Origin of the sequence: Streptomyces sp. WM6386, assembly GCF_000972385.1 — a bacterium.
Classification (GTDB): domain Bacteria; phylum Actinomycetota; class Actinomycetes; order Streptomycetales; family Streptomycetaceae; genus Streptomyces.
In genome coordinates this window covers 24,912-50,347 of record NZ_JXTE01000071.1, presented here as the reverse complement: position 1 = coordinate 50,347, position 25,436 = coordinate 24,912, and the positions used below count along the sequence as shown (strand labels likewise).

At 69.8% G+C, this 25,436-nt stretch carries 19 protein-coding genes and 2 pseudogenes; 10 read left to right on the top strand and 11 right to left on the bottom strand.

Features of this window, described 5'->3' with window-relative positions:
- Positions 1–33: 33 nt before the first annotated feature.
- From TN53_RS33195 to TN53_RS33185, 3 genes are read right to left on the bottom strand one after another with little or no spacing between them, the layout of a single operon-like run.
- Entirely contained in the window at positions 34–1,983 is a 1,950-nt protein-coding gene (locus tag TN53_RS33195; RefSeq protein WP_046262481.1) for a substrate-binding domain-containing protein, read from the bottom strand.
- Positions 1,973–3,502 (bottom strand): sugar ABC transporter ATP-binding protein, encoded by a 1,530-nt coding sequence (locus tag TN53_RS33190; protein ID WP_046262480.1) that lies wholly within the window; start codon positions 3,500–3,502, stop codon positions 1,973–1,975. The genes TN53_RS33195 and TN53_RS33190 overlap by 11 nt, the downstream gene beginning before the upstream one ends.
- Positions 3,499–4,536, bottom strand: coding sequence for a LacI family DNA-binding transcriptional regulator (locus tag TN53_RS33185; RefSeq protein ID WP_046262479.1), 1,038 nt, complete (start codon positions 4,534–4,536; stop codon positions 3,499–3,501). Before TN53_RS33185 ends, TN53_RS33190 begins: the two co-directional genes overlap by 4 nt.
- A 208-nt stretch (positions 4,537–4,744) precedes the next feature.
- Here TN53_RS33185 and TN53_RS33180 point away from each other — a divergent pair, with 208 nt between their 5' ends.
- From TN53_RS33180 to TN53_RS33170, 3 genes are all read left to right on the top strand, one after another.
- Complete coding sequence (locus TN53_RS33180; RefSeq protein WP_046262478.1) at positions 4,745–5,110, top strand: hypothetical protein; 366 nt, start codon at positions 4,745–4,747, stop codon at positions 5,108–5,110.
- A gap of 181 nt (positions 5,111–5,291) precedes the next feature.
- A complete protein-coding gene (locus TN53_RS33175) occupies positions 5,292–7,526 on the top strand; it encodes an ATP-dependent RecD-like DNA helicase (RefSeq protein WP_046262477.1) in 2,235 nt (744 codons plus the stop codon).
- Between the two features lie 233 nt (positions 7,527–7,759).
- Complete coding sequence (locus TN53_RS33170; RefSeq protein ID WP_046262476.1) at positions 7,760–9,049, top strand: citrate synthase; 1,290 nt, start codon at positions 7,760–7,762, stop codon at positions 9,047–9,049.
- Positions 9,050–9,766: 717 nt separating this feature from the next.
- Here the strand turns inward: TN53_RS33170 and TN53_RS33165 are convergent.
- Complete coding sequence (locus TN53_RS33165) at positions 9,767–11,986, bottom strand: heavy metal translocating P-type ATPase (protein WP_046262475.1); 2,220 nt, start codon at positions 11,984–11,986, stop codon at positions 9,767–9,769.
- Between the two features lie 79 nt (positions 11,987–12,065).
- Positions 12,066–12,305, bottom strand: coding sequence for a heavy-metal-associated domain-containing protein (locus TN53_RS33160; RefSeq protein ID WP_046262474.1), 240 nt, complete (start codon positions 12,303–12,305; stop codon positions 12,066–12,068).
- An 84-nt stretch (positions 12,306–12,389) separates the two neighbouring features.
- On the opposite strand from TN53_RS33160, the pseudogene TN53_RS33155 reads away from it, so the two are divergent.
- Positions 12,390–13,106: pseudogene (locus tag TN53_RS33155) on the top strand (cation:proton antiporter); the annotation flags it as partial.
- On the opposite strand, the gene TN53_RS33150 reads toward TN53_RS33155, so the two are convergent.
- On the bottom strand, positions 13,084–13,743 hold the full coding sequence (locus tag TN53_RS33150; protein WP_046262473.1) for a TetR/AcrR family transcriptional regulator: 660 nt from the start codon (positions 13,741–13,743) through the stop codon (positions 13,084–13,086). The pseudogene TN53_RS33155 and the gene TN53_RS33150 overlap by 23 nt on opposite strands.
- Positions 13,744–13,892: 149 nt before the next feature.
- Here TN53_RS33150 and TN53_RS48570 point away from each other — a divergent pair.
- Positions 13,893–14,197: pseudogene (locus TN53_RS48570) on the top strand (MMPL family transporter); the annotation flags it as partial.
- 15 nt (positions 14,198–14,212) lie between these two features.
- On the opposite strand, the gene TN53_RS33145 reads toward TN53_RS48570, so the two are convergent.
- Complete coding sequence (locus TN53_RS33145) at positions 14,213–16,312, bottom strand: zinc ribbon domain-containing protein (RefSeq protein ID WP_095046870.1); 2,100 nt, start codon at positions 16,310–16,312, stop codon at positions 14,213–14,215.
- Positions 16,313–16,316: 4 nt separating this feature from the next.
- Entirely contained in the window at positions 16,317–16,940 is a 624-nt protein-coding gene (locus TN53_RS44485; protein WP_063776283.1) for a recombinase family protein, read from the bottom strand.
- A gap of 405 nt (positions 16,941–17,345) precedes the next feature.
- Here TN53_RS44485 and TN53_RS33135 point away from each other — a divergent pair, with 405 nt between their 5' ends.
- On the top strand, positions 17,346–18,389 hold the full coding sequence (locus tag TN53_RS33135; RefSeq protein WP_046262472.1) for a zinc-dependent alcohol dehydrogenase family protein: 1,044 nt from the start codon (positions 17,346–17,348) through the stop codon (positions 18,387–18,389).
- Here TN53_RS33135 and TN53_RS33130 read toward each other — a convergent pair.
- The 3 genes from TN53_RS33130 to TN53_RS33120 all read right to left on the bottom strand — a co-directional run bounded on the left by TN53_RS33130 (position 18,370) and on the right by TN53_RS33120 (position 20,634).
- Positions 18,370–18,936, bottom strand: a complete 567-nt coding sequence (locus tag TN53_RS33130; protein ID WP_046262471.1) for a GNAT family N-acetyltransferase — start codon at positions 18,934–18,936, stop codon at positions 18,370–18,372. The genes TN53_RS33135 and TN53_RS33130 overlap by 20 nt on opposite strands.
- Before the next feature lie 118 nt (positions 18,937–19,054).
- Positions 19,055–19,255 carry a helix-turn-helix transcriptional regulator gene (locus TN53_RS33125; protein WP_046262470.1) on the bottom strand — a complete coding sequence of 67 codons (201 nt, stop codon included), beginning with the start codon at positions 19,253–19,255 and terminating at the stop codon, positions 19,055–19,057.
- Positions 19,256–19,716: 461 nt separating this feature from the next.
- On the bottom strand, positions 19,717–20,634 hold the full coding sequence (locus TN53_RS33120) for a sugar phosphate isomerase/epimerase family protein (RefSeq protein WP_046262469.1): 918 nt from the start codon (positions 20,632–20,634) through the stop codon (positions 19,717–19,719).
- Between the two features lie 126 nt (positions 20,635–20,760).
- On the opposite strand from TN53_RS33120, the gene iolC reads away from it, so the two are divergent.
- The 4 genes from iolC (at position 20,761) to iolD (ending at position 25,430) form a co-directional block, all read left to right on the top strand.
- Positions 20,761–21,729: a 5-dehydro-2-deoxygluconokinase gene (gene iolC, locus TN53_RS33115; RefSeq protein ID WP_046262468.1), complete on the top strand. Its 969-nt coding sequence runs from the start codon at positions 20,761–20,763 to the stop codon at positions 21,727–21,729.
- Positions 21,730–21,860: 131 nt separating this feature from the next.
- On the top strand, positions 21,861–22,721 hold the full coding sequence (locus TN53_RS33110) for a Cgl0159 family (beta/alpha)8-fold protein (protein ID WP_046262488.1): 861 nt from the start codon (positions 21,861–21,863) through the stop codon (positions 22,719–22,721).
- A 7-nt stretch (positions 22,722–22,728) separates the two neighbouring features.
- Complete coding sequence (gene iolB, locus TN53_RS33105; protein WP_046262467.1) at positions 22,729–23,550, top strand: 5-deoxy-glucuronate isomerase; 822 nt, start codon at positions 22,729–22,731, stop codon at positions 23,548–23,550.
- Positions 23,547–25,430, top strand: coding sequence for a 3D-(3,5/4)-trihydroxycyclohexane-1,2-dione acylhydrolase (decyclizing) (gene iolD / locus TN53_RS33100; RefSeq protein WP_046262466.1), 1,884 nt, complete (start codon positions 23,547–23,549; stop codon positions 25,428–25,430). The genes iolB and iolD overlap by 4 nt, the downstream gene beginning before the upstream one ends.
- Positions 25,431–25,436: the final 6 nt, after the last annotated feature.

Below are 25,436 nucleotides of genomic sequence, written 5' to 3'. Positions count from 1 at the left end.
TCCCCGTCAGGACGACCCACCCGCCTTGCGGTCTCAGCCCGTGAACCCGGCCACGTTCTCCTTCGTGACCACCTTCACCGGCACCATCACCGACTTCGCGACCTTCTCACCCTCGGCGGCCTTCACCGCGTTCTGCACGGCGATCCTGCCGAGTTCGGACGGCTGCTGCGCCACGGATGCGTACAGCGTGCCTGCCTTGACGGCCTTGAGACCGTCGTCGGTTCCGTCGAAGCCGATGACCTGGACGGACTTTCCAGCCTTGGAACCCAGCGCCTTGATCGCGCCGAGTGCCATCTCGTCGTTCTCCGCGAAGACACCGGAGACGCCGGGGTTGGCCTGCAGCAGGTTGGTCATGACGTCCAGGCCCTTGGTGCGGTCCCAGTCCGCCGGCTGCTTGGCGACGACCTCGATACCCGGGTAGGACTTCAGCCCCTCGGCGAAACCGGCGCCGCGCTCCCGGCTGGCGGAGGTGCCGGCCTGCCCCTGGAGGATCACGATCTTTCCCTTGCCGCCCAGCTTCTCGGCGAGCGACTTGGCGGCGAGCTTGCCGCCGGTGGTGTTGTCGGAGGCGACGAGCGCGGCGGTGGTCGCGTTGTTGACCGCGCGGTCGACGGCCACCAGCGGGATGTCCGCCTTGTTCACGGACTTCGCCGCCGGGGTCACCGCGTCGGAGTCCACCGGGTTGACGATGATCGTGCCGAGCCCCGAACTGGTGAAGTTCTCCAGCTGGTTGGCCTGCTGCGAGGCGTCGTTCTGCGCGTCCGTGACGGTCAGGTCCACGCCCAGCTTCTTCGCCTCGGCCTGCGCGCCGGCGCGGATCGACACGAAGAACGGGTTGTTGAGCGTCGAGAGGGAGAGCCCGATCTTCTGCGACTTCCCCGCGTCCGAGGAGCCGCTGTGCAGGAAGGACGTGGCACCGACGATCGCCGCCGCGACCACGGCGGCGAGAAGGTAGGTCGCCGCCTGCTTGCCCTTGTTGCCGGTGCCGCTCGCCGTGACCGGGGTCGCCCCGGCCTTGCGCCGCACGGTGTCCAGCAAGACGGCGAGCGCGATGACGACACCGATGACGACCTGCTGCCAGAAGGCGGACACGGAGAGCAGGTTGAGGCCGTTCCTGAGCACCGCAAGGATCAGCGCACCGATCAGCGTGCCGGACGCCTTGCCCGTACCACCGGCCAGCGAGGCACCGCCGATGACGACGGCGGCGATCGCGTCCAGCTCGTAGCCCTGCGCGGCCTGCGGCTGCGCGGAGGAGAGCCGGGAGGCGAGCACGATGCCCGCGGCGGCGGCGAACAGACCGGAGAGGGCGTAGATCGCGAGCTTCTGCTTCTTCACCCGCAGACCGGAGAGCCGGGCCGCCTCCTCGTTGCCGCCGATCGCGTACATCGAGCGTCCGATGTACGTCCGGCCCAGCACGAACGCGGTGATGAGACCCATGCCGACCATCACGAGCACCGGCACCGGCAGCCAGCCGCCGAGCGTGTCACCGAGGTGCGAGACCGAGTCGGGGAAGGCGATGGGGGAGCCCTGCGAGATCACCAGGGACAGACCGCGGGCCACCGACAGCATGGCGAGCGTCGCGATGAACGGCGGCAGTTTCCCGTACGAGATGAGGAAGCCGTTGACCAGGCCGCTCGCTATGCCGGTCGCGACGGCGAGCAGCACCGCCAGGAAGACCGGCACGCCCTGCGAGGTCGCGCTCCAGGCGAGGACGGTGGCGGAGAGGGCGGCGACGGACCCGACCGACAGGTCGATGCCGGCCGAGACGATCACGAAGGTCACACCGAAGGCGAGGATGGCGGTCACGGCCGCCTGGACGCCGACGTTGAGCAGGTTGTCCGTCGTCAGGAAGTCGCCGGACAGTGCCGACATCGCGATGACGAGGACGATCAGCGCGGTGAGCGCGCCGTTGTCGAGGAGCAGGCGGCGAAGCCCCGAGGCGCCACTCGCGCCCGTCGTGCTCTTGAGCGTGTCAGTGGCCACGGGTGGCCTCCGTTTCGGTCTTCTCGTTCGTGGGGTTGCTGACGGCGAGGGCCATCACGGCGTCCTGCGAGGCCTCGTCGGCGGAGAGTTCGCCGGCGATCCGGCCCTGGGCCATGACCAGGACCCGGTCGCTCATGCCGAGCACCTCGGGCAGATCGCTGGAGATCATGAGGACGGCGGCACCCGCGGCCGTCAGTTCGTTGATGAGCTGGTAGATCTCGACCTTGGCGCCGACGTCGATCCCGCGCGTCGGCTCGTCGAGGATCAGCACCTTGGTGTCGGCGAGCAGCCACTTGCCGATGACGACCTTCTGCTGGTTGCCGCCGGAGAGCGTGCGCACATGCTGCTGGAGCCCGGCCATCCGTACGCCCAGCTGCTCGGCGATCCGGGCGGCGGCCTCCCGCTGGCCCTTGAGATCGACGATCCCCGCGCGCGTGGCCGAACGCAGCGTCACCAGCCCGAGGTTCTCCTCCACGGAGGCGTCCAGGACGAGTCCCTGGCCCTTGCGGTCCTCGGGGATCAGCCCGATGCCGGCCGCCATGGCGGAGTTGACGTCGTGCCCCTTCAGGGGCGCTCCGGAGACCTTCACGGTGCCCTTGTCGTACGGGTCCGCGCCGAACACGGCCCGCACGACCTCGGTACGACCGGCGCCGACGAGCCCGGCGATGCCGACGACCTCACCGGCGTGCACCTCGAAGGTGACGTCGCGGAAGACCCCGTCGCGGGTGAGCCCTTCGACGGTGAGCAGCGCGGCGCCCTTCTCCGGCTGTTCGCGCGGGTACTGCTGCTCGATGGAGCGCCCCACCATGAGGCGTACGAGCTCGTCCTCGGGCGTGGAGGCGGGGACCTGCCCGACCGACCTGCCGTCGCGGATGACGGTGACACGGTCACCGAGGGCGGCGATCTCCTCGAGATGGTGGGTGATGAACACGATGCCCACGCCGTCCTCGCGCAGCTTCCGCACGATGGCGAAGAGCTTCTCGACCTCTTCCGAGGTGAGCACGGCGGTCGGCTCGTCCATGATCAGCACGCGTGTGTTCAGGCTCAGCGCCTTGGCGATCTCGACCATCTGGAGGCGAGCGATACCGAGTTCGCGGACACGCGCGCGTGGAGAGACGCTGACCCCGACGCGCTTCAGCAGCACCTCGGCGTCGGCCTCCATCCTCTTGCGGTCGATCATGCCGAGGCGGCGCGGCTGGCGGCCCAGGAAGATGTTCTCGGCGACCGTGAGGTCGGGCACGAGGTTGAACTCCTGGTAGATGGTGGCGATCCCGAGGCGCTCGGAGTCCTGCGCACCATGGATGCGCACCTCCTTGCCGCCGGCCAGGATCCGCCCGCCATCAGGAGTGTAGGCGCCGGAGAGCATCTTGATGAGGGTGCTCTTGCCCGCGCCGTTCTCACCGAGGAGGACGTGCACCTCGCCGCGGCGCAGATCGAAGTCGACGCCGTCGAGCGCGACCACGCCGGGGAAGGTCTTCCTGATGCCCTCGATGCGCAGCAACTCGTCCTGGTTGCTCACGACTGGCTCCTGTTCTGTACGGGTGCCGACTCGGGGGAAGCCGGCTGCTCGCCGCACGAGCGGCGTACGACGAGACGGGCGGGGAGGGTGACGGACCGCGGGGGCCGTCCCTCGATGCGGTCGACGAGTGCGCGCACGGCGGCGCGGCCCAGCTCGCCCGTGGGCTGGGCGACCGCGGTGATCGGCGGATCGGTGTGCACGAACCACGGGATGTCGTCGAACGCGGCGAGCGCGATGTCCTCGGGAACCCGCAGCCCGCGCGCGCGTACGGCGTCCAGGGCGCCGAGCGCCATCAGGTTGTCGGCCGCGAAGACGACCTCGGGCGGCTCGGGCAGATCGAGGAAACCCTCGGTGACCCGCCGTCCGCTTTCGGCCTGGAAGTCGCCCTGCCCTCTGTAGACGTCGGGGAGTTCGAGACCGTACGCCTGGAGTGCCTCCCTGAAGGCCTCCACACGCTCGCGACCGGTGGTGGTGGCGGCAGGCCCCGCGATGATGGCGAGCCGTCGGTGCCCGAGCGCGTGCAGATGCGCGACGAGATCGCGCACGGCGTCCCGCCCGTCGGATCGGACGACGGGCACATCGACGCCGGGGATCCACCGGTCCACGAAGACCATCGGTGTCCCCGCGCGCGCGGCGTCCAGCATCAGCGGGGAACCGCCGTCGGTGGGGGAGACGAGGAGGCCGTCGATACGGCGGTCCAGCAGGGTCCGTACGTGGTGATCCTGCAGGTCGGGCCGCTCGTCGGCGTTGCCGATGATGACGCTGTACCCCAGCGCGCGGGCCTCCTCCTCGACGGAGCGGGCCAGCTCGGTGAAGTACGGGTTCATCACGTCGCTGATGACCAGGCCGAGGGTGCGGGTCTGGTCGGTGCGCAGCGAACGGGCGACGGCGTTCGGGCGGTAGCCCAGCGCCTCGACAGCGGCCAGCACACGGGTGCGTGCGTCCTCGCTGACCGACGGATGGTCGTTCAGGACGCGCGACACCGTGGCGACGGAGACCCCTGCCTCGGCAGCGACATCCTTGATGCTCGCCATCGCCGCTCCACCTCCTCGTGGAATCGATTACATCGTCGTGTAGAGAGGATTGGAATCGATTACACGCAGGTTAATCAAGACCCTGCCGGCATCCCGAGATCCGATCGTGATGATCGGCGCTCAGATGTTGCGGCGGCCGCGGGGGTGTCACGCTGGAGGTACGGAGTGATCTCACCGGGCCCTCGCGAGGGCCGGAGACGGAGGAGTCATGACGTCGGCGACACGCAACGACGTCCCCGTGGCCGTGGAAGGCAACGGGGTCGAACTGCGCACGATGCCCATCGGCGGCGGCATGTCCGTCGGCTACATCCACCTTCCCCAGGGCACGGACATGGGCCCCGCCTTCAAGGGCCTGACCGACGACGCCTGCCAGTGCCCCCACTGGGGCTACCTCCTCAAGGGAAAGCTCCGGATGCGCACGGCCAAGGGCTCGCAGACCTACGAGGCGGGCCAGGCGTACTACTGGGCCCCCGGCCACATCCCGGAGGCGCTGGAGGACTGCGACTTCGTGGAGTTCTCCCCGACGGAGGACTTCGAGACGGTGCTGGCCCACGTGAGGTCCCAGTCGCCGTAGCCCTCGCCGCCAGCCGCCGCCGAGGAGATCGGTGATTGGCAGATGTGTACCAGGCCGGGGGCCGGCGACCTGCGCTTTTGCCGACCGGGGATGGGACGGATCTGCCAATCACCGCGGCGCACCGCGCGCCGGTGCGGCGGCGCCCGCCCCCACTGTCACAGGCCCCCGGTACCGTCGGATCATGGCTCAGGGGCTCGCCGTACTCGAAGGCGTACTGGAACGGATCACGTACGCCAACGAGGAGAACGGCTACACGGTCGCCCGTGTCGACACGGGCAGGGGCGGCGGCGACCTCCTCACCGTCGTCGGCGCGCTGCTCGGTGCCCAGGTCGGTGAGTCCCTCCGGATGGAGGGGCATTGGGGTTCGCACCCCCAGTACGGCAAGCAGTTCACCGTGGAGAACTACACGACCGTCCTGCCGGCCACCGTCCAGGGCATCCGCCGCTACCTCGGCTCGGGCCTCGTCAAAGGCATCGGGCCCGTCTTCGCCGACCGCATCACCCAGCACTTCGGCCTGGACACCCTGCAGATCATCGAGGAGGAGCCCAAGCGGCTCATCGAGGTCCCCGGCCTCGGCCCGAAGCGGACCAGGAAGATCGCCGACGCCTGGGAGGAACAGAAGGCGATCAAGGAGGTGATGCTCTTCCTCCAGACCGTGGAAGTCTCCACGTCCATCGCCGTGCGGATCTACAAGAAGTACGGCGACGCCTCCATCTCCGTCGTCAAGAACCAGCCCTACCGCCTCGCCTCCGACGTCTGGGGCATCGGCTTCCTCACCGCCGACAAGATCGCCCAGTCCGTCGGCATCCCGCACGACAGCCCGGAGCGCGTCAAGGCGGGCCTGCAGTACGCCCTTTCGCAGGCCACCGACCAGGGCAACTGCTACCTCCCCGAGGAGAAGCTGATCGCCGACGCGGTGAAGCTCCTCCAGGTCGACACCGGTCTCGTCATCGAGTGCCTCGCCGAACTGGCCGAGCCCTCCGAGGAAGGCGAGGACCCCGGTGTCGTACGGGAGAAGGTGCCCGGCGAACACGGCGAGCCGGTCACCGCGATCTACCTGGTCCCCTTCCACCGAGCCGAACTCTCCCTCTCCGCCCAGCTGCTGCGCCTCCTGCGCACCGACGAGGACCGCATGCCGGGCTTCCACGACGTGGCCTGGGACAAGGCGCTCGGCTGGCTGAAGGGCCGTACGGGCGCCGACCTCGCCCCCGAGCAGGAGGCCGCCGTCAAGCTCGCGCTCACCGAGAAGGTCGCCGTCCTCACCGGCGGCCCCGGCTGCGGCAAGTCCTTCACGGTCCGCTCGATCGTGGAGCTGGCCCGCGCCAGGAAGGCCAGGGTCGTCCTCGCCGCCCCCACGGGGCGTGCCGCCAAGCGCCTCGCCGAACTCACCGGCGCCGAGGCCTCCACCGTCCACCGCCTCCTGGAGCTGAAGCCGGGCGGGGACGCGGCGTACGACAAGGACCGTCCCCTCCAGGCGGACCTGGTGGTGGTGGACGAGGCGTCGATGCTGGACCTGCTGCTCGCCAACAAGCTGGTGAAGGCGGTACCCCCCGGCGCGCACCTCCTCTTCGTCGGAGACGTCGACCAACTCCCCAGCGTCGGAGCGGGGGAGGTCCTGCGCGACCTGCTCGCCGACGGCAGTCCCCTCCCCGCCGTACGCCTCACGCGCGTGTTCCGTCAGGCCCAGCAGTCCGGTGTGGTCACCAACGCCCACCGGATCAACTCCGGGCAGCACCCCGTCACCGACGGCATGAAGGACTTCTTCCTCTTCGTCGAGGACGACACGGAGGAGGCGGGCCGGCTCACGGTCGACGTCGCGGCCCGGCGAATTCCGGCCAAATTCGGACTCGACCCGCGCCGCGACGTCCAGGTCCTCGCCCCCATGCACCGGGGCCCCGCCGGCGCCGGAAACCTCAACGCCCTGTTGCAGCAGGCCATCACGCCAGGCCGCCCCGACGTGGCGGAGAAGCGGTTCGGCGGGAGGGTCTTCCGCGTCGGCGACAAGGTCACCCAGATTCGCAACAATTACGAGAAGGGCGAGAACGGTGTCTTCAACGGCACCGTGGGCGTCGTCACCTCGCTCGACCCGGTCGAACAGCGCCTCACGGTGCTGACGGACGAGGATGAGGAGGTTCCGTACGAATTCGATGAACTGGACGAACTGGCCCATGCGTACGCGGTGACCATTCACCGTTCCCAGGGCAGTGAATATCCCGCCGTGGTGATCCCCGTCACCACGGGAGCATGGATGATGCTTCAACGGAATCTGCTCTACACGGCGGTCACCCGGGCCAAGAAGCTGGTCGTCCTCGTCGGTTCGCGCAAGGCGATCGGTCAGGCGGTGCGCACGGTGTCGGCGGGGCGGCGTTGTACGGCCCTCGATTTCCGCCTCTCACCGGGCCCCTTCCGGGAGTGAGGCGGGACAGCGGGTGACGCACCGCGAAAAATGATCGATCAAATGAGTCACGAAGGTCACAGAGCCCTTCCGGAACCTTGCGAGGAGGGGCAGGATGGGCAAGCTGGCGGCACTGAGTGCCGCCAATTAGCCCAATGGCCGACCCCGAGTGCACTCTCCTGCGCCAAATGGGGGATGGTAGAGACAGTCAGGGCAACCTCGAAGATGAGGCACAACGTCGGGTGAGGGAAGACGTGAGCGACAACTCTGTAGTACTGCGGTACGGCGACGGCGAGTACACCTACCCGGTGATCGACAGCACCGTCGGCGACAAGGGCTTCGACATCGGCAAGCTCCGCGCCCAGACCGGTCTGGTGACACTGGACAGTGGTTACGGGAACACCGCGGCCTATAAATCCGCCGTCACCTACCTCGACGGCGAGGCGGGCATCCTCCGCTACCGCGGCTACCCGATCGAGCAGCTGGCCGAGCGCTCCACCTTCCTGGAGGTGGCCTACCTGCTGATCAACGGCGAGCTGCCGACCGTCGACGAGCTCTCCGTGTTCAAGAACGAGATCACGCAGCACACCCTGCTGCACGAGGACGTCAAGAACTTCTACCGTGGCTTTCCGCGCGACGCCCATCCGATGGCCATGCTGTCGTCGGTCGTCAGCGCCCTGTCGACGTTCTACCAGGACAGCCACAACCCCTTCGACGAGAACCAGCGCAACCTCTCGACGATCCGCCTCCTCGCCAAGCTTCCGACGATCGCGGCGTACGCGTACAAGAAGTCGATCGGTCACCCGTTCGTCTACCCGCGCAACGACCTCGGTTACGTCGAGAACTTCCTGCGGATGACCTTCTCGGTCCCGGCGCAGGAGTACGAGCTCGACCCGGTCGTCGTCTCGGCCCTGGACAAGCTCCTCATCCTGCACGCCGACCACGAGCAGAACTGTTCGACGTCGACGGTCCGCCTGGTCGGTTCCTCGCAGGCGAACATGTTCGCGTCGATCTCCGCCGGCATCTCCGCCCTGTGGGGCCCGCTGCACGGTGGCGCCAACCAGTCCGTCCTGGAGATGCTCGAGGGCATCCAGGCTTCCGGCGGCGATGTCGACTCCTTCATCCGCAAGGTGAAGAACAAGGAGGACGGCGTCCGCCTGATGGGCTTCGGCCACCGGGTGTACAAGAACTTCGACCCGCGCGCCAAGATCATCAAGGCCGCGGCCCACGACGTTCTCTCGGCGCTGGGCAAGTCCGACGAACTGCTGGACATCGCCCTGAAGCTGGAGGAGCACGCGCTCTCCGACGACTACTTCGTCTCGCGCAGCCTCTACCCGAACGTCGACTTCTACACGGGCCTCATCTACCGCGCCATGGGCTTCCCGACCGAGATGTTCACGGTCCTCTTCGCCCTCGGCCGCCTCCCCGGCTGGATCGCCCAGTGGCACGAAATGATCAAGGAGCCCGGCTCCCGCATCGGCCGCCCCCGCCAGATCTACACCGGCGTCGTCGAGCGCGACTTCGTCCCGGTCGAGGAGCGCTGACACCTGCCGGTGGGGGCGCCGCTTCGGTGAGCGCCCCCGTCGCTGGAGTCGTATCCGTCGGCTGTGCAGTCACCGCCTGGGCCCGTTGACATTCAGGGCCGGGTGAGTGCCCCGCTGTGCTGAGACGTGACGTCGCAGGGCCCCGTACGCCTGAGGGTGTGCGGGGCCTTCGTGTGTGCGGTGTCCGTGTGTGAGCGCACATAGGAGAAGGCGCCCCAGCGCCAGTCCCCCCACGGGCCGACGACCAGGGCGCCTTCCCATGTCCCGGTGCGGATTCCCCCCACGGGATCCGGCCGGGCGTCTGAGAGACCAGCGCCTGAATTCGCTGTCTTTCGGTATTGCCAGGTACTGCCGTTGAGCAGAACGAGCAAAACTCGCCGTACTACTCCAGTGTGCGATCTGCCGGGACAGCGCACGGTCGGGAGGGCCGCTCAAAGCTTCCCGAAGTGCGTGCCCCGGCAACGCATCTCTGAGGAAGTCCCCCAAGACATCCTCAGATGCCAGGATGCGCCCCCCAAGACGCGGCCTGACATCGTCAACTTAGACCTTCGAACCCCTTCGATGGTTACCTTCACATCACTGTGATCTGCGTCTCTTGCATATGTCCGTTAGGTACGCAAGAGGGCCGATACGTCGATCGAGGCCCAAGCGTAAGGATGATGCGCGAGCCTTGTGAAGAGCTTATGTGAGTGACGCGCCGGACTCCAGAGGGGCCCCTCAACGGAATGCGCGCAGACGCAGGCTGTTCGTCAGCACGAAGACCGAGGAGAACGCCATGGCGGCACCCGCGATCATCGGATTCAGAAGCCCCGCGGCGGCCAACGGCAGCGCCGCCACGTTGTAGCCGAACGCCCACACGAGATTGCCCTTGATCGTGGCCAGCGTCCGCCGCGACAGCCTGATCGCGTCGACGGCCACCCGAAGATCCCCGCGCACCAGCGTCAGATCACTCGCCTCGATCGCCGCGTCCGTCCCCGTCCCCATGGCGAGCCCCAGATCCGCGGTGGCGAGCGCGGCCGCGTCGTTGACCCCGTCCCCGACCATGGCCACGACCCGTCCCTCGGCCCGCAGCTGCCGTACGACGTCGACCTTGTCCTCGGGCAGCACCTCGGCGACGACCCGCTCGATCCCGACCTGCCCGGCCACCGCCTCCGCCACCGTCCGGTTGTCCCCGGTCAGCAGCACCGGCGTCAGCCCCAGCGCCCGCAACTCCCGCACCGCCTCGGCGCTGGTCTCCTTCACCGCGTCCGCGACGGCCACGACGCCCCGTGCCACCCCGTCCCAGCCGACCACCACGGCCGTACGCCCGCCGCTCTCGGCCTCTTCCTTGATCCGGGCCAACTCCTGCGGCAGGACGTCGTGGAGACGCCCCACGGCCACGTCACGGCCCTCCACGCGCCCACGCACGCCCCGCCCGGGCACGTTCTGGAACCCCTCGACCTCCGGCAGCGGCCCGACCCGCTCCTCGGCACCGGCCGCGACCGCCCGGGCGACGGGGTGTTCGGAGGCGTGCTCCAGGGCGCCCGCGAGCCGCAGCACCTGCTTCTCGTCCGTGCCCTCGACGGCGTAGACCTCCTGGAAGGTCATGCGTCCGGTGGTCACCGTGCCGGTCTTGTCGAGCACGACGGTGTCGACCCGGCGCGTGGACTCCAGCACCTCGGGCCCCTTGATGAGGATGCCCAGCTGCGCCCCGCGCCCCGTTCCGACCATCAGCGCGGTCGGCGTGGCCAGTCCCAGCGCGCACGGGCAGGCGATGATCAGCACGGCGACGGCCGCGGTGAACGCGGCGACCGTGTCCCCGGTGAGGCCCAGCCAGGCCCCGAAGGTGGCGACGGCGATCAGGATGACGGCCGGTACGAACACGGCGGAGATCCGGTCGGCGAGCCGCTGCACCTCGGCCTTGCCGTGCTGTGCCTCCTCGACGAGCTTCGCCATCCGCGCGAGCTGGGTGTCGGCGCCCACGCGCGTGGCCGCCACGACGAGCCGTCCGCCGACGTTCACGGTCGCGCCCGCGACGGCGGACCCCACCGCCACGTCCACCGGCACCGACTCCCCGGTCAGCATCGACGCGTCCACCGCGGAGGCCCCCTCGACGACGGTGCCGTCGGTGGCGACCTTCTCCCCGGGCCGTACGACGAACCGGTCCCCGACCGCCAGCCGGCCCACCGCGATCCGCACCTCGCGCCCGTCCCGCAGCACGGCCACGTCCTTGGCGCCCAGCTCCATCAGTGCCCGCAGCGCCGCCCCCGCGCGCCGCTTGGAACGGGCCTCCAGATAGCGCCCGAGCAGGATGAACACGGTGACCCCGGCGGCCACTTCGAGATAGATGGTCGAGGCGCCCTGCGCGCGGGAGACGGTGAAGGCGAACTCGTCCTTCATGCCCGCCATGCCCGCGTCCCCGAAGAACAGCGCCCACAGCGACCAGCCGAACGCGGCCAGCGTGCCCAGCGAGACCAGGGTGTCCATGGTGGCCGCGGCGTGCCGGGCGTTCGTCCAGGCGGCCTGGTGGAAGGGCAGCCCTCCCCAGACGACGACGGGGGAGGCGAGGGTGAGCGCGAGCCACTGCCAATTGTCGAACTGCAGGGCCGGGACCATCGAGAGCAGGACGACGGGGACGGCGAGCAGGGCGGCGACGACGAGACGCTGCCGTAGCGACGTCAACTCCGGGTCCTCGTCCGCCGCTTCCTCCCGGGGCGGCGCCGGCTCCTGGGCCGTGTACCCGGTCTTCACCACCGTGGCGATCAGATCGGCGACCCCGACGCCCTCGGCGAAGGTGACCTTCGCCTTCTCGGTGGCGTAGTTCACCGTGGCGGTGACCCCGCCCATCCGGTTGAGCTTCTTCTCCACACGAGCCGCGCAGGAGGCGCAGGTCATCCCGCCGATGAGGAGCTCGACTTCGGAGCCGGTCGGCGTTATCGGGGTCTCGGTGGCGGTCATGCCGTACTCCAGGAAACGGGCCGGGCCGTGCGGGACCAGTCTCGACCGGTCGGCACGGCCCGTGGTGAGGGGGGTGGGGTCAGGCCTTGCCGACGAGCTCGAATCCTGCCTCGTCCACGGCCGCACGCACCACCTCCTCGTCGAGTGAGGCCTCCGAAACGACCGTGACCTCACCGGTCGACGCGACGGCCTTCACCGAGGTCACCCCCGCGATCTCGGAGATCTCGCCGGACACGGAGCCCTCGCAGTGTCCACAGCTCATCCCGCTCACCTTGTAGACGGTGGTGACGGAACCCTGGGTGTCGGTCTGGGCGCTCATGTCGTTCTCCTCGTCGAGGGATGTGGTCCGTTACCCACACTATACCCCTAGGGGGTATTTTTCCAAGAAGGATCCGGCTGCTAGGGCATCCTGGTCGGCCCCGACGTACTGGGCTGGGCCGGGGACGGGGAGGTCATCGACACCCTGTCCAGCCTCGGGCTGACGATGCTGATCTTCCTTGCCGGGTACGAGATCGAGTTCGACAAGGTCCGCGGGGACACCCTCAAACGTTCGCTGTGGGCGTGGGGGATCTCGCTCGCGGTCGGGCTCGGCGTGGCCTCGGCGCTGTCCGGCTGGTCGAAGGCCGTCTACATCGGTACGGCCCTCACCAGCACCACGCGCCTGGTGCTGCACGGGGCGGCGCCGGAGAGTGCCGGGCCCGTGCTGGAGAAGGTCGAGGCGATGGGGTTCGGATTCCTGGTGCCGGTGTTCTTCGTGGTCACCGGCATCGAGTTCGACCTGGCCGCCCTGCTGTCCGGCGGCCGCGCGCTGCTGCTCCTGCCGGTCTTCCTGCTGCTGTTCCTCGCCGTCCGCGGCCTTCCGGTGTACGTCGTGGCGCCGCGCGATCTTCCGCGACGCGACCGGCGCGCTCTCACCCTCTTCGCCTCCACCGCGCTGCCGCTGGTCGTCGCCATCACCACGATCGGCGTCGAGGACAAGGTCCTGAGGACGGAGGAGGCGGCGGCGCTGGTGGGCGCGGGCATGCTGTCGGTGCTGCTGTTCCCGCTGGCGGGGCTGCGGTTGCGGCGGATGGGGAGGGTGGGGCCGCAGGAGGCGGTCAGGGGGTCGGAGTCGTGGTGAGTCCTTCCGGCAGGCCGAGCCCGGCTCCCACGAGTGGGTCGAGGCAGCGGACCAGGGCGTTCTTCAACTCCTGGACGTACGCGTCGCGTTCGGCGCCCTCGTGGGCGAGGACGAGTTCCAGGCCGGCCGTGTACATCCCCAGCCCCATGCGCGCGACACGGGTGATCGCGGCCTGGGGCGCCTCGGGCATGAACGAGCGGAGCAGGTTCTCGATGCGGGTGACGAGGGCCGTGTGCAGGGCGTCGTGCTGCTCGGCGACCCGGCCGGGGATGTCGGGGCCGTGCATCAGCGCGAAGAACACCGGGTGCTGGCAGTTGAAGTCGATGAACCGGTCGACGCTGGTTCCGACCGCCTGCTCCAGTGGGGTCGCCGGGTCGCCGGGCGCGAGCGCCTCGCCGTAGGTCTCCTGCATCTCGTGCATGAGCCGGCCGCCGAGCTCGACGGCGATCGCTTCCTTGTTCGGGAAGAACTGGTAGAGCGTGCCCGGTGAGACGCCCGCCTCGCGGGCGATGGCGTGGGTGCTTGCGGCTGTGTAGCCGGTCGTGCAGAAGACGGAGGCCGCGGCTTCGAGCGGCTGTGCGATACGGCGTTCGCCGCGGGCCTGACGGCGGCGCGGCTGGTCCTTCTCCTGGTGCATCTGAGCCTGGCGAGGATGCCCCGGCGTTCACGCCGGGTAGGAATCGCTTCCCGTGATCGCGGTGACCGCCTGGATCGGTATCAGCACGCTGCCGGTCAGGAGGAAGACCAGGAGCGGGGTGACGATCACCATGAAGGCGGCCGCCCAGGGTGCTCAACGCGCTCAGCCTGACGGCCATGTTCGGCGCGGTGGTCTGGGTCTTCCCGGACGGCCACCTCTCCGGCCCACTGGGCTTCACCAGCCCCGGCTCGATCGAAACGACCCTCCCGGCCCTGATGTTCTGCGTGGCCTTCGGCCTCTCCATGGACTACGGCGGCTTCCTCCTCTCCCGCATCAAGAGAGGAGTACGACACGACAGGCGACCACAACGAGGCGGTCCGCCACGGCCTCCAGCGCACGGACGGCCTGATCACGGCGGCGGCGGTGATCCTGGCGGTGGTGATGGTCGCGATGATCGTACGGAGCGTCTCTAGAACTCTGTGTGTGCCTGTGGTTTCCAGGCTTTTCGGGCGCGGCGTGGCCGTCTGCGGTCGCCGTCCGATGGTCCGAACCTCGGAGTGAGGGGGTGGACTTCGGTGGTGTGCAGGTGGTGGAAGCCGGTCCGCTCGGCGGCGCGGGCGCGCCGTCGACAGGTTCTGCGTGAGAGCCGCATCCGGTCGGATGCGGGTACTCCATGACCTGGCACCGGCCCGAATGCTGCTGGTGTCGTGGTGTCATGCCCCGCCGGACGCTGGACTGCCCCCGAGGCGGGGGTGGTGGCGGGGACCGTACGCACATCGGGCATACGGCGGGAAGTCTTTTGGTCCGGGGCCTGTTCGACGGCGCGCCGGGTGCCTCGGCCACGAGGGTCGACGGGCCTGCCGGGGGTGGGGTGCCCCTTGCCTTCGGTGGCCTTCGGCCCGCGCGGTCGCGGGGCTGTCTCTGTTTGGCGCTGGCGGCGCAGGCGGCGGGTGGTCTTCCTGGGGCGGCGGGCCAGGGCCACGGTGCCCTCTACTGTGGTGCGGATGGTCCGGGTGCCGGTGGCGCGTTCGGTGACGGTGTGGGCCTGGGCGAGCAGGCCGCGGGAGACGATCCGGCGGGCGGCGGCGTGATCACGGTCCATGGACAGCCCGCAACCGGTGCACTGCGCCCATTTCCAGCCACGCTCGGCCAGCCGGTCGGGGGCCGGATGGTGGGTGAGCGTGCCGAGACAGCCGGGGCACAGCCGGGAGGTGCCCCGGGCCGGGACGGTGACCACCGCGATACCTGCCTTCGCGGCCAGGTGCCGGATCGCTTCGGTGACGGTGCCGCGCACCTGTCCGGACAGCCGGGCGTTGCCCCGCCGGTGGCCGCGGGCTTCCAGGGTGGCGAGGTCTTCGAGGTAGATGACGCTTGCGCCGAGGGCTGCCGCCTGGTCGACGGCCCAGCGGGCCGCCGACCAGGCCAGCGCGGTATTCAGATGCCGGATCCGGGCACACACCCGCCGGTGCTCGGCCTCCAGCACCCGCGCCCGGTCGAGGCGTTCGCCCCAGGCCAGGTGCGGGGAGCCGAGCCCGTCGGCCAGCGCCCGGCAGTGATCGCGCTTGGCCGCGAGGTGCTCGCGGACGTCGCGCAGCCGGTGCAGGGCGGCACTCGCCGTGGTGGCGTCGAAGACCAGGGGCCGCCCGTCGGTGAGCACCCGGCGGGTGGGGCCGCGTCCGGTCAGACGGCCCAGGGTTCCGGTGAGCAGGGTGTTGACACCCCAGTCGAAGCCGAGGGCCACGGTATGGCCGCTCGCCTGGGTGGCCGGGACGGGCCGGGAGTGCGGCAGGTCGACGGCGATCCTCCCGGCCGGGGTGGGGCGCAGGGTCGGCGTGTGCAGCATCGCGTCCGGCGCAATGGTCCCGGGCAGCCGGATGTCGATCACGTGCCAGGCCCAGTCACGCCCCGCGGCGGGGGCCGCGCACAGGGGGAGTTTGACCCGCAACCGGGCACTCGCCTCGTCTACCCGGGCCAGGGTGACCTGCTGGCGGTCCATCGCTGCCAAGAGCACTTGAGGGGCCACCTGCGGCGGGCCCTCCAGGACACACAGCCCGGCGGGCAACTGCTGGTGCTCGGCCATGAACTGGCGGATTTGCCGGGTGCGGTTTCGGATCTCCGCTCCGCTCACTCCGGCGGGCAGCGCCGCCCGCAGCGCCACCCATTCCGCACCGGTGCGCCGGCTCGGATCCGCGGGCCAGGTCGCCAGCACGCCGGTCACGACGGTCCGCCGGTGCAGGGCCAGGCGCAGGGTGCGGGCCGCGTACTCCTCCACACCTCGGCGCACCCGGTCCGGGACATATACCCCCGCCGGGGACGGCACGTCCTGCGGCCAGTTCAGGCGGCGCAGCGCCATCCACCCCTTGGACGGCAGCGTCTCACCCCGCGCATCAATCCCGGCGGCCAGCACGTCCAGGGACTCCTCATCCCACCGGGCGGCCACCAGAGCACCGGTCAGCTCCTGGCTCAACTCCGCCAGAAACACCACCCGTTCCAGCAAGACCCGCCGCCCAACCCGCTCGCCCGTGCCCTCCAGCGCGCCGCGGAAAGCGGTACACGTCGCCGTCGCCATCAACCTAGCCACGGCCGTCACCCGCAACCCCGGCTCCGGCTCCGGCTCCGGCTCCGAGGACAGGTTTTTCCACGCGGCCCCCGGCCTCGGCCAGAAGCCGCCGACGCGCCTCACGTGAGCGCATCCCGTACATGCGACCGGCGAAGGTGGCCACCAGGGACATGAAATCGTCCAGCAACTCCTCCATCCCCCCGGCCACCCCCTGGGCATGCAACACCTCGACCGTGACCCGGTGATGGTCCAGAACCTGGATCAACCAGCCCGCACCGAAACGGGCCAGCCGGTCGCCGTGCGTAACCCGCACATGGGTGAACTCACCCTTCGCGGCCCGTTTCAACAGCCGGTCAAGCCCCGGCCGTGACTCCCTCAGCCCCGAGGCACGGTCCCTGAAAACCGCGACCACCACCCCCGAAGCCGACGCCCGCAACTCGGCCTCCTGCGCGGTCAGTGACGACTCCTGCCCGCTGGTGCCCGAAACTCGCACATACAGCGCCTCACGGCGCCCGGCCACAACCGGGCCGCCGGTCAGAGCATCCAACGCCTCGCTGGAAAAGCGCCGCTCACGCCCCACCCACACCACCGGAACCCTGCCCTCGTTCGCCCACAACCGCAGCGTGCCCGGATGCACACCCGCCGCGCAGCCACCGCCAACCGAAGAAGTTCCATGCCGAAGAACCTACGACCCCAGCCGCACCCACCACCCCAAACCGGCATGAACATCACACCATTGCAGGGAGCAGGACGGAATTGCCCACAGATCCACACGCGTTCTGCTACGCAGCATCCAAAAGGATCCCTAAGCAAAACCCTCAACAGTTGAAGACCCTGCTGGTACCGGCGGTGATGAGGCTGACGGGACGGGCGACATGGTGGGCGCCGGGACCGCTGCGGAGGTTCCACGAACGGTTCGGCTTGAGCGAGGGGGAGCAGGAGCGCCCCGACAGGGGCGCGGGGCTGTACCGGCATGCGGCTCCGCCGCGGGGCGCGACCAGCGACGATGTACCCGCAGACGAAAACGGCGATGGGAGCGCACATGCGGGCAGTGGTGTTCGAGCAATACGGTGAACCGGCCGACGTACGGGAACTGCCCGACCCCCACCCAGCCCCCCACGGCGTCGTCGTACGAGTCGAAGCCACCGGCCTCTGCCGAAGCGACTGGCACGGCTGGCAGGGCCACGACCCGGACATCACCCTCCCCCACGTACCCGGCCACGAACTCGCCGGTGTCGTAGAAGCAGTCGGCACCGCAGTCACCGCCTGGCGCCCCGGCGAAAGAGTGACCGTCCCCTTCGTCTGCGCCTGCGGCACCTGCGCGACCTGCGCCGCCGGCGACCACCAGATCTGCCCGCACCAGACCCAGCCCGGCTTCACCCACTGGGGTTCGTTCGCCCAGTACGTAGCCCTGGACCACGCCGACGTGAACCTCGTGGCGATCCCCGACGACCTCTCCTACGCCACCGCCGCAGCGCTCGGCTGCCGTTTCGCCACGGCGTTCCGCGCGGTCGTGCAACAGGGAAGGGTCGCCGCGGGGGAGTGGGTCGCGGTGCACGGCTGTGGCGGGGTGGGGCTGTCGGCGGTGATGATCGCGGCGGCGTCGGGAGCGAGGGTGGTGGCGGTGGACGTGTTCCCGCAGGCGCTGGACCTGGCACGGAGGTTCGGCGCGGCGGAGTGCGTGGACGCGTCGAAGGCCGGGGACACGGGGGCGGCGATCCGCGAGCTGACCGGCGGCGGCGCCCAGCTGTCGCTGGACGCCCTCGGTTCGCCCGTCACCTGCGCGGCCTCGGTCGACTCGCTGCGCCGCCGGGGCCGGCACGTCCAGGTCGGCCTGCTCCCCTCGCCCACCGGCACGACCCCGGTTCCGATGGCCCGCGCGATCGCCCTGGAGCTCGAACTCCTCGGCAGCCACGGCATGGCCGCGCACACCTACCCGCCGATGCTGGAGCTGGTCAGGTCGGGCGTGCTGCGGCCCGATCTGCTGGTGACGTCCTCGATCGACCTGGACGCGACACCTGCCGCGCTGGCCGCGATGGGCACGGCGCCGGGGGCGGGGGTGACGGTCATCGAGCCGTGGCGGTGAGGGCGGCCCAGTCGCGGTCGAGGATGCCCATGACGACTTCGTCGACCCATGCGCCGTGCCTGAACTCGGTCTCCCGCCGGAGTCCCTCGCGTACGAACCCGACCTTCTCGTACACGCGCAGGGCCCGGTGGTTGTAGGCGTATGCCTCCAACTGGATCCGGTGCAGGTCGAGTTGCTCGAAGCCGTACCCGACGATGAGGCGGGTCGCCTCCGTGCCGATGCCCCTGCCCCGTCCCCGCGGGCCGATCAGCGTGCGGAAGGTGCAGCTGCGGGCCTCAGGGGCCCACTCGTAGAGCACGACCTCGCCGACGAGTTCACCGGTGGCGGGGTCGGTGACGGCGAGGTCGAGGCGGTCCGGCTGTGCGCTGCGGGAGCCGTACCAGTCCCGCAGCCGCTCCGGGGTGAGTTCGTCGGGCGGGTCGCCCGTGAAGTGGGTGACCTCAGCGTCGCCGATGATTTCCCACATGCCCTCAGCGTCCGCCTCCGTGAACGGACGCAGCACGGTCTTCTCGCCGGTGAGGACAGGTTTGACAGGGAAGTCGCTCATGGGGTGACTGTGCCAGAGGCGACCTCCTTCCGGCCCGCGGTTTTCGAGGCCGCCGACGCCACGAAAAGGGGTGCCCGCGAGCCGTACGCAGGCACCCTTCGACACGACGGGAGGTGTCTCAGTCCTCTCTGCGACCGCGGTTGCCCGGGCGCGCGGCGACCCACTTGCGGACGGTGTCCGCGTACCAGAACGGCTTGCCGCCCTCGACATGGTCGGGCGGCGGCAGCAGCCCGTGCTTGCGGTACGACCGCACGGTGTCGGGCTGCACCCGGATGTGCGCCGCGATCTCCTTGTACGACCAGAGCCTTCGGTCGGTCATGAGTTGCACCTCCCCGCGCGCACCGCGGCGGCGGCCGGGAACGGCCGTCGGGGGTACCGGGCGCTGCGCTGGCGATCACAAAGCCTGTGCCCCGTGAACGACGCTGAGTGACCGCAAGTCAGGGGCTGTGTACCGCGTGTGACGCAAGACCCGCGTACACGCGACATGTGTGACACGAAGGGGGCGTTTGTGACGGGAGTGCAGCAAAGACGTACGCGGGCCTATGGGCGGGGCGCGTTGACATCGGCACGCGGACCGCCCTTCACGGCGTGCCGCACCCGAGGATGAGGCGCGCCAACGGCGAACTCCCAGGCCCCAGAGGGTGCATGTCCGTTAAGGACATGCACGGCACGACTCATCGCCCCATGGTGCAACGCCCTCAGGGGCGCGGGACAGTGTCGATTCGCGGCTCCGTCGCGTGGGCGCGACCAGCCCCCACGCCCCCGCGGACGAAAAACCACTTACGCCCCGCAGGACCTCAAGAACGCCCGAGTCCGCTGAGCAATGGGCAACGGCTTGTCCGGCTCACACGGATACATGTCCTGCTCGACGATCGCGAACAGATCCACATCCAGCTTCCCCGCCGCCTCCAGCACCGGCCCGAGCGCGGGCACACCGGTCGGCGGCTCACACATCACACCCTGCGCCACGGCGGGCCCGAACGGTGTCCCCTTGGCCCGCACGTCCGCGAGGATCTCCGGATCCACCTGCTTGAGATGCAGATACCCGATCCGCGATCCGTACGTCTCGATCAGCTTGACGCTGTCCCCACCGCAGTACGCGTAGTGCCCGGTGTCCAGACACAGCGACACGAGCGAGGAGTCGGTCCCATCCAGGAACCGGACGACATTCGACTCACTGTCGATGTGCGTGTCGGCGTGCGGATGGACGACGATCTGCAGCCCGTACTCCTCCCGCACCCGCTGCCCCAGACGCTCGGTCAGCGAGGTGAGGTTGCGCCACTGCTCGGGCGTCAGGGTGTCGGACTCCAGCACCTCACCGGTCTTGTCGTCCCGCCAGAAGGACGGGATGACCACGAGGTGCTTCGCCCCCATCGCCTGCGCGAGCACCGCGTTGTCCGCGACATGCGCCCAGGTCTTCTCCCACACGGCCTCGCCATGATGCAGGCCGGTGAAGACGGTGCCGGCGGACACCTTGAGGCCCCGACGGTTCACCTCCTCGGTGAGGACCGCGGGATCGGTCGGCAGATACCCGTACGGGCCCAGCTCGATCCACTCGTAACCGGAGCCGGCGACCTCGTCGAGGAAGCGCTGCCAGGGGACCTGCTGGGGGTCGTCGGGGAACCACACACCCCAGGAGTCGGGAGCCGACCCGATCCGGATGCGCGACAGTGAGGGCTGAGGTGACAACGACGTCATGCCGGTCAGCTTCTGTTCGGACAGTAAGCGCTGTCAAGGTCTCGTCCGAATGTCTGGACAAAACATTGACAGGGCTCGGGATCCGGGGCTAGAAATCCGGGGGAGAGTCGATACGAAGGGAACTCGATGGCGTACGACCTGATCACCATGGGGCGGATCGGAGTAGACATCTATCCGCTGCAGACGGGCGTCCCACTGCCGCAGGTGGAGACCTTCGGCAAGTTCCTCGGCGGCTCGGCCACCAACGTCGCGGTCGCCGCCGCCCGCCTGGGACGCCGCACCGCGGTGATCACACGCACCGGCGACGACCCCTTCGGCACCTACCTCCACCAGGCACTGAAGGACTTCGGCGTCGACGACCGCTGGGTCACCCCGGTCCCCGGCCTGCCCACCCCGGTCGTCTTCTGCGAGATCTTCCCGCCGGACGACTTCCCGCTGTACTTCTACCGGGAGCCCAAGGCCCCGGACCTGGAGATCGACGCCCACGAGCTCGACCTCGACGCCATCCGTGACGCCCGCATCTTCTGGGTCACCGGCACCGGCCTGAGCGAGGAGCCCAGCCGTACGGCGACACTGGCGGCCCTCGCCCACCGGGCCAAGGCGGGCCTCACGGTCTTCGACCTCGACTGGCGCCCCATGTTCTGGAGCGACACGGCCGGGAAGGACCCCGCTGACAGGGCCCGCCCCTTCTACGAGGAGGCCCTGCGCCACACCACCGTCGCGGTCGGCAACCTCGACGAGGTGGAGGTCGCGACAGGCGTCCGTGAACCCCGCGCGGCGGCCCAGGCACTGCTGGACGCCGGTGTCGAGATCGCCGTGGTCAAGCAGGGCCCCAAGGGTGTCCTCGCCGTCAACAGCAAGGGCGAGGAAGCCGAGGTCCCGCCCCTGCCCGTCACCGTCCTCAACGGCCTCGGCGCCGGCGACGCCTTCGGCGGCTCGCTCTGCCACGGCCTCCTCGAAGGCTGGGACCTGGAGAAGATCATGCGGCACGCCAACGCGGCCGGCGCCATCGTCGCCTCCCGCCTGGAGTGCAGCTCGGCGATGCCGACGCCGGAAGAGATCGAGAACGCGATCGCGGCGGGAGCGGTGCTGTGAGCGCGAATCATCAGGAGGCCGGGGCTGTGAGCGCGGGCCATCTCGCCCCCGGCAACCCGGTCCCCGGCAACCCGACCCCTGGCAACCCCGCCCCCGGCGGCAGCCGTCCCGTCGCCGTCGACGTCGGCGAGATCGTCCGGCTCCGCACCGAGCGCCCGGAAGCCATCGCCGAGGCCGCCGTCCGGCGTGTCCGCCGGCCTCTGCTGAACGACAGCGGCCGCCTGATGATCGTCGCCGCCGACCACCCGGCCCGCGGCGCGCTCGGCGTCGGCGACCGCAAGTTCGCCATGGCCAACCGCGCCGACCTGCTCGAACGCCTGGTCCTGGCGCTGTCCCGCCCCGGCGTCGACGGCGTCCTCGCCACCGCCGACATCCTCGACGACCTGCTGCTGCTCGGCGCCCTCGACGGCAAGGTCGTCATGGGCTCGATGAACCGCGGCGGCCTCCAGGGCGCCAGCTTCGAACTCGACGACCGCTTCACCGGCCACCGCGCCGAGGACATACAGCGGCTCGGCTTCGACGCCGGCAAGCTGCTCCTGCGGATCGACTACGCCGACGCGGGCTCCCTCACCACCCTGGAGTCCACCGCCCGTGCGATCGACGACATGGCCGCACGGCAACTCCCGGTCTTCGTCGAGCCGTTCATCAGCAGCCGCACGGACGAGGGCAAGGTCAGGAACGACCTCTCCGCCGAGGCCGTCACCAAGTCCATCGCCATAGCCTCGGGCCTGGGCGGCAGTTCGGCCTACACCTGGCTGAAGGTCCCCGTCACCGAGAACCCCGACGACATGGCCGAGGTCATGGCCACCTCCACGCTGCCCGCCGTCCTCCTGGGCGGCGAGGTGGGCGACGACCAGGACGGGGCGTACGAGAAGTGGCGCGGGGCGCTGCAACTCCCCACCGTCCGGGGCCTGGTGGTCGGCCGTTCGCTGCTCTACCCGGCGGACGGGGACGTGGCCGCCGCCGTGGACACCGCCGTAGGACTGCTGTGAGGGCCGCATGAGCAACGATCTGTACGTTCCCGAGGGATCCTCGGCCAACGCCCTGTACACCGTGGACATCAATCCCAAGCGGGCCGGCTGGACCTACTGCAGTCTGCGGATCGTCACGCTGGAGCCGGGTGGCAAGCACACCTTCACCACCGGCGACAGCGAGTGGATCATCCTTCCGCTGGAAGGCGGATGTACCGTACAAACAGAAGAAAACGAGTTCCAACTCCTGGGCAGGGAAAGCGTGTTCGCGTCGGTCTCCGACTTCGCGTACGTTCCCCGCGACGCCCGGGCAACGATCGCCTCCGGCGCGGGAGGCCGCTTCGCCCTGGCAGGAGCGAAGTGCGAGCGACGACTCCCCGCCCGCTACGGCCCCGCGCCGGAGGTCCCCACCGAAGAACGCGGCAGCGGCAACCGGCTGCGCCACGTCCGCAACTTCGCCTCCGCCGACGCCTTCGACTGCGACAAGCTCATCGCCGTCGAGGTCATCACCCCCGGCGGCAACTGGTCCTCGTACCCGCCCCACAAGCACGACGAGAACCGGCCCGGCGAGGAAGCGGAGCTGGAGGAGATCTACTACTTCGAGATCGACGGCCCGAACGGGTTCGGCTATCAGCGCGTATCTCCCTCCCGTGAGGGCGGATCGGACGTCCTCACGGAGGTCCGCTCCGGCGACGCCGTCCTCGTCCCCGACGGATGGCACGGCCCGTCCATCGCCCAGCCCGACCACGACATGTACTACCTGAACGTCATGGCGGGACCGGGTCAGACGCGGGAGTGGCGGATCTGCTTCCATCCGGCCCACGTAGAAGGCACAGGGGGTTACCGATGACCTCAACGACGAGGCTCACGGTCGCGCAGGCACTCGTACGCTTCCTCGCCGCCCAGTACACGGAGCGCGACGGCGTACGGCAGCGGCTGATCGGCGCCACCTGGGGCATCTTCGGCCACGGCAACGTGGCCGGACTCGGCCAGGCGCTCATCGAGTACGGCGACGACATGCCCTACCACCAGGGCCGCAACGAGCAGTCGATGGTCCACGCGGCCATCGGCTACGCCCGCCAGTCGAACCGCCTGTCCACGCACGCCGTGACGACGTCGATCGGCCCCGGCGCGACCAACCTGGTCACCGGCGCCGCGCTCGCCACGATCAACCACCTCCCGGTCCTGCTCCTGCCCGGCGACATCTTCGCCACCCGGGTCGCCGACCCGGTCCTCCAGCAGCTCGAAGTCCCCTACGCGGGAGACATCAGCGTCAACGACAGCCTGCGCCCGGTGTCGAGGTACTTCGACCGTGTCATGCGGCCGGAGGCCCTGATCCCGGCGGCCCTCCAGGCGATGCGCGTCCTCACCGACCCGGTGGAGACGGGCGCGGTGACCCTCGCGCTCCCGCAGGACGTCCAGGCGGAGGCCTACGACTGGCCCGAGGAGTTCTTCGCCGAGCGCACCTGGGTCGTACGACGGCCGGGCGCGGACCCCACCGAACTCGCCGAGGCGGTCAGGGCGATCCGCGCCGCTCGGCGCCCGCTGATCATCGCGGGCGGCGGCGTCCACCACAGCCGCGCGGAGGAGGCCCTCGCCGAGTTCGCGGAGACCACGGGCATCCCCGTCGCCTCCACCCAGGCCGGCAAGGGCTCCCTGCGCTGGGACCACCCCCAGGACGTCGGCGCCATCGGCCACACCGGCACCGCCACCGCCAACGAACTCGCCCGCCAGGCCGACCTGGTGATAGGCGTCGGCACCCGCTACACCGACTTCACGACCGCCTCCCACACCCTGTTCTCGGGTGACGGCGTGCGCTTCCTCAACCTCAACATCGCCCCGTTCGACGGCCACAAGCTCGCCGGGCAGCCGCTCATCGCGGACGCGAGCAGCGGCCTGGCCGAGCTGACCGCGTCCCTGCGGACGCACGACCACCGGGTCACGGAGTCGTACCTCGGCGAGTACACGCTCGACAAGGACCGCTGGGAGTACCGCGTCGACGCCGCCTACGAGGCCGACGAACCCGATGTACGCCCGACCCAGCCGCAGGTCCTGGGCGCGCTGGACGCGATCGTCGACGAGTCGGACGTGATCATCAACGCGGCAGGCTCGCTCCCCGGCGATCTGCACAAGCTGTGGCGGGCGCGCTCCCGGGACCAGTACCACCTGGAGTACGGCTACTCCTGCATGGGCTACGAGATCCCGGCGGCGATCGGCGTGAAGATGGCCGACCCCGAGCGCAACGTCTGGGCGCTGGTCGGCGACGGCACGTACCTGATGATGCCGACCGAGATCGTGACCGCCGTCCAGGAGGGCGTCGCGATCAAGATGCTGCTCATCCAGAACCACGGGTACGCGTCGATCGGCGGGCTCTCCGAGTCGGTGGGCGGTGAGCGGTTCGGTACCGCCTACCGGTACCGGTCCGAGGACGGTACCTACACCGGGGCGCCGCTCCCGGTGGATCTGGCCGCCAACGCGGCCAGCCTGGGCATGCGCGTGCTGCGCGCGAAGACCGTGGGTGACCTGCGCGAGGCCCTCGCTCAGGCACGTGCGGCGGACACTCCCACATGTGTCTACGTCGAGACCGAAACGGCAGACACAGTGTCGGGCGCGCCTCCGGCGCAAGCCTGGTGGGATGTACCTGTGGCCGAGACCGCGACCCGACCGTCGGCGGTCAAGGCACGAGAGCTGTACGACCGGCACGTCTCTACCCGACGCCGCCATCTGTGAAGGAGC

What these genes read in the sequence shown, in the direction of transcription:
- iolB (WP_046262467.1), top strand. Translation starts at nt 22,729, where the DNA reads ATGAGCAACGATCTGTACGTTCCCGAGGGATCCTCGGCCAACGCCCTG.
- TN53_RS33130 (WP_046262471.1), bottom strand. Translation starts at nt 18,936, where the DNA reads ATGAGCGACTTCCCTGTCAAACCTGTCCTCACCGGCGAGAAGACCGTG.
- TN53_RS33125 (WP_046262470.1), bottom strand. Translation starts at nt 19,255, where the DNA reads ATGACCGACCGAAGGCTCTGGTCGTACAAGGAGATCGCGGCGCACATC.
- iolC (WP_046262468.1), top strand. Translation starts at nt 20,761, where the DNA reads ATGGCGTACGACCTGATCACCATGGGGCGGATCGGAGTAGACATCTAT.
- iolD (WP_046262466.1), top strand. Translation starts at nt 23,547, where the DNA reads ATGACCTCAACGACGAGGCTCACGGTCGCGCAGGCACTCGTACGCTTC.
- TN53_RS33145 (WP_095046870.1), bottom strand. Translation starts at nt 16,312, where the DNA reads ATGGCGACGGCGACGTGTACCGCTTTCCGCGGCGCGCTGGAGGGCACG.
- TN53_RS33160 (WP_046262474.1), bottom strand. Translation starts at nt 12,305, where the DNA reads ATGAGCGCCCAGACCGACACCCAGGGTTCCGTCACCACCGTCTACAAG.
- TN53_RS33185 (WP_046262479.1), bottom strand. Translation starts at nt 4,536, where the DNA reads ATGGCGAGCATCAAGGATGTCGCTGCCGAGGCAGGGGTCTCCGTCGCC.
- TN53_RS33120 (WP_046262469.1), bottom strand. Translation starts at nt 20,634, where the DNA reads ATGACGTCGTTGTCACCTCAGCCCTCACTGTCGCGCATCCGGATCGGG.
- TN53_RS33135 (WP_046262472.1), top strand. Translation starts at nt 17,346, where the DNA reads ATGCGGGCAGTGGTGTTCGAGCAATACGGTGAACCGGCCGACGTACGG.
- TN53_RS33180 (WP_046262478.1), top strand. Translation starts at nt 4,745, where the DNA reads ATGACGTCGGCGACACGCAACGACGTCCCCGTGGCCGTGGAAGGCAAC.
- TN53_RS33150 (WP_046262473.1), bottom strand. Translation starts at nt 13,743, where the DNA reads ATGCACCAGGAGAAGGACCAGCCGCGCCGCCGTCAGGCCCGCGGCGAA.
- TN53_RS33165 (WP_046262475.1), bottom strand. Translation starts at nt 11,986, where the DNA reads ATGACCGCCACCGAGACCCCGATAACGCCGACCGGCTCCGAAGTCGAG.
- TN53_RS33175 (WP_046262477.1), top strand. Translation starts at nt 5,292, where the DNA reads ATGGCTCAGGGGCTCGCCGTACTCGAAGGCGTACTGGAACGGATCACG.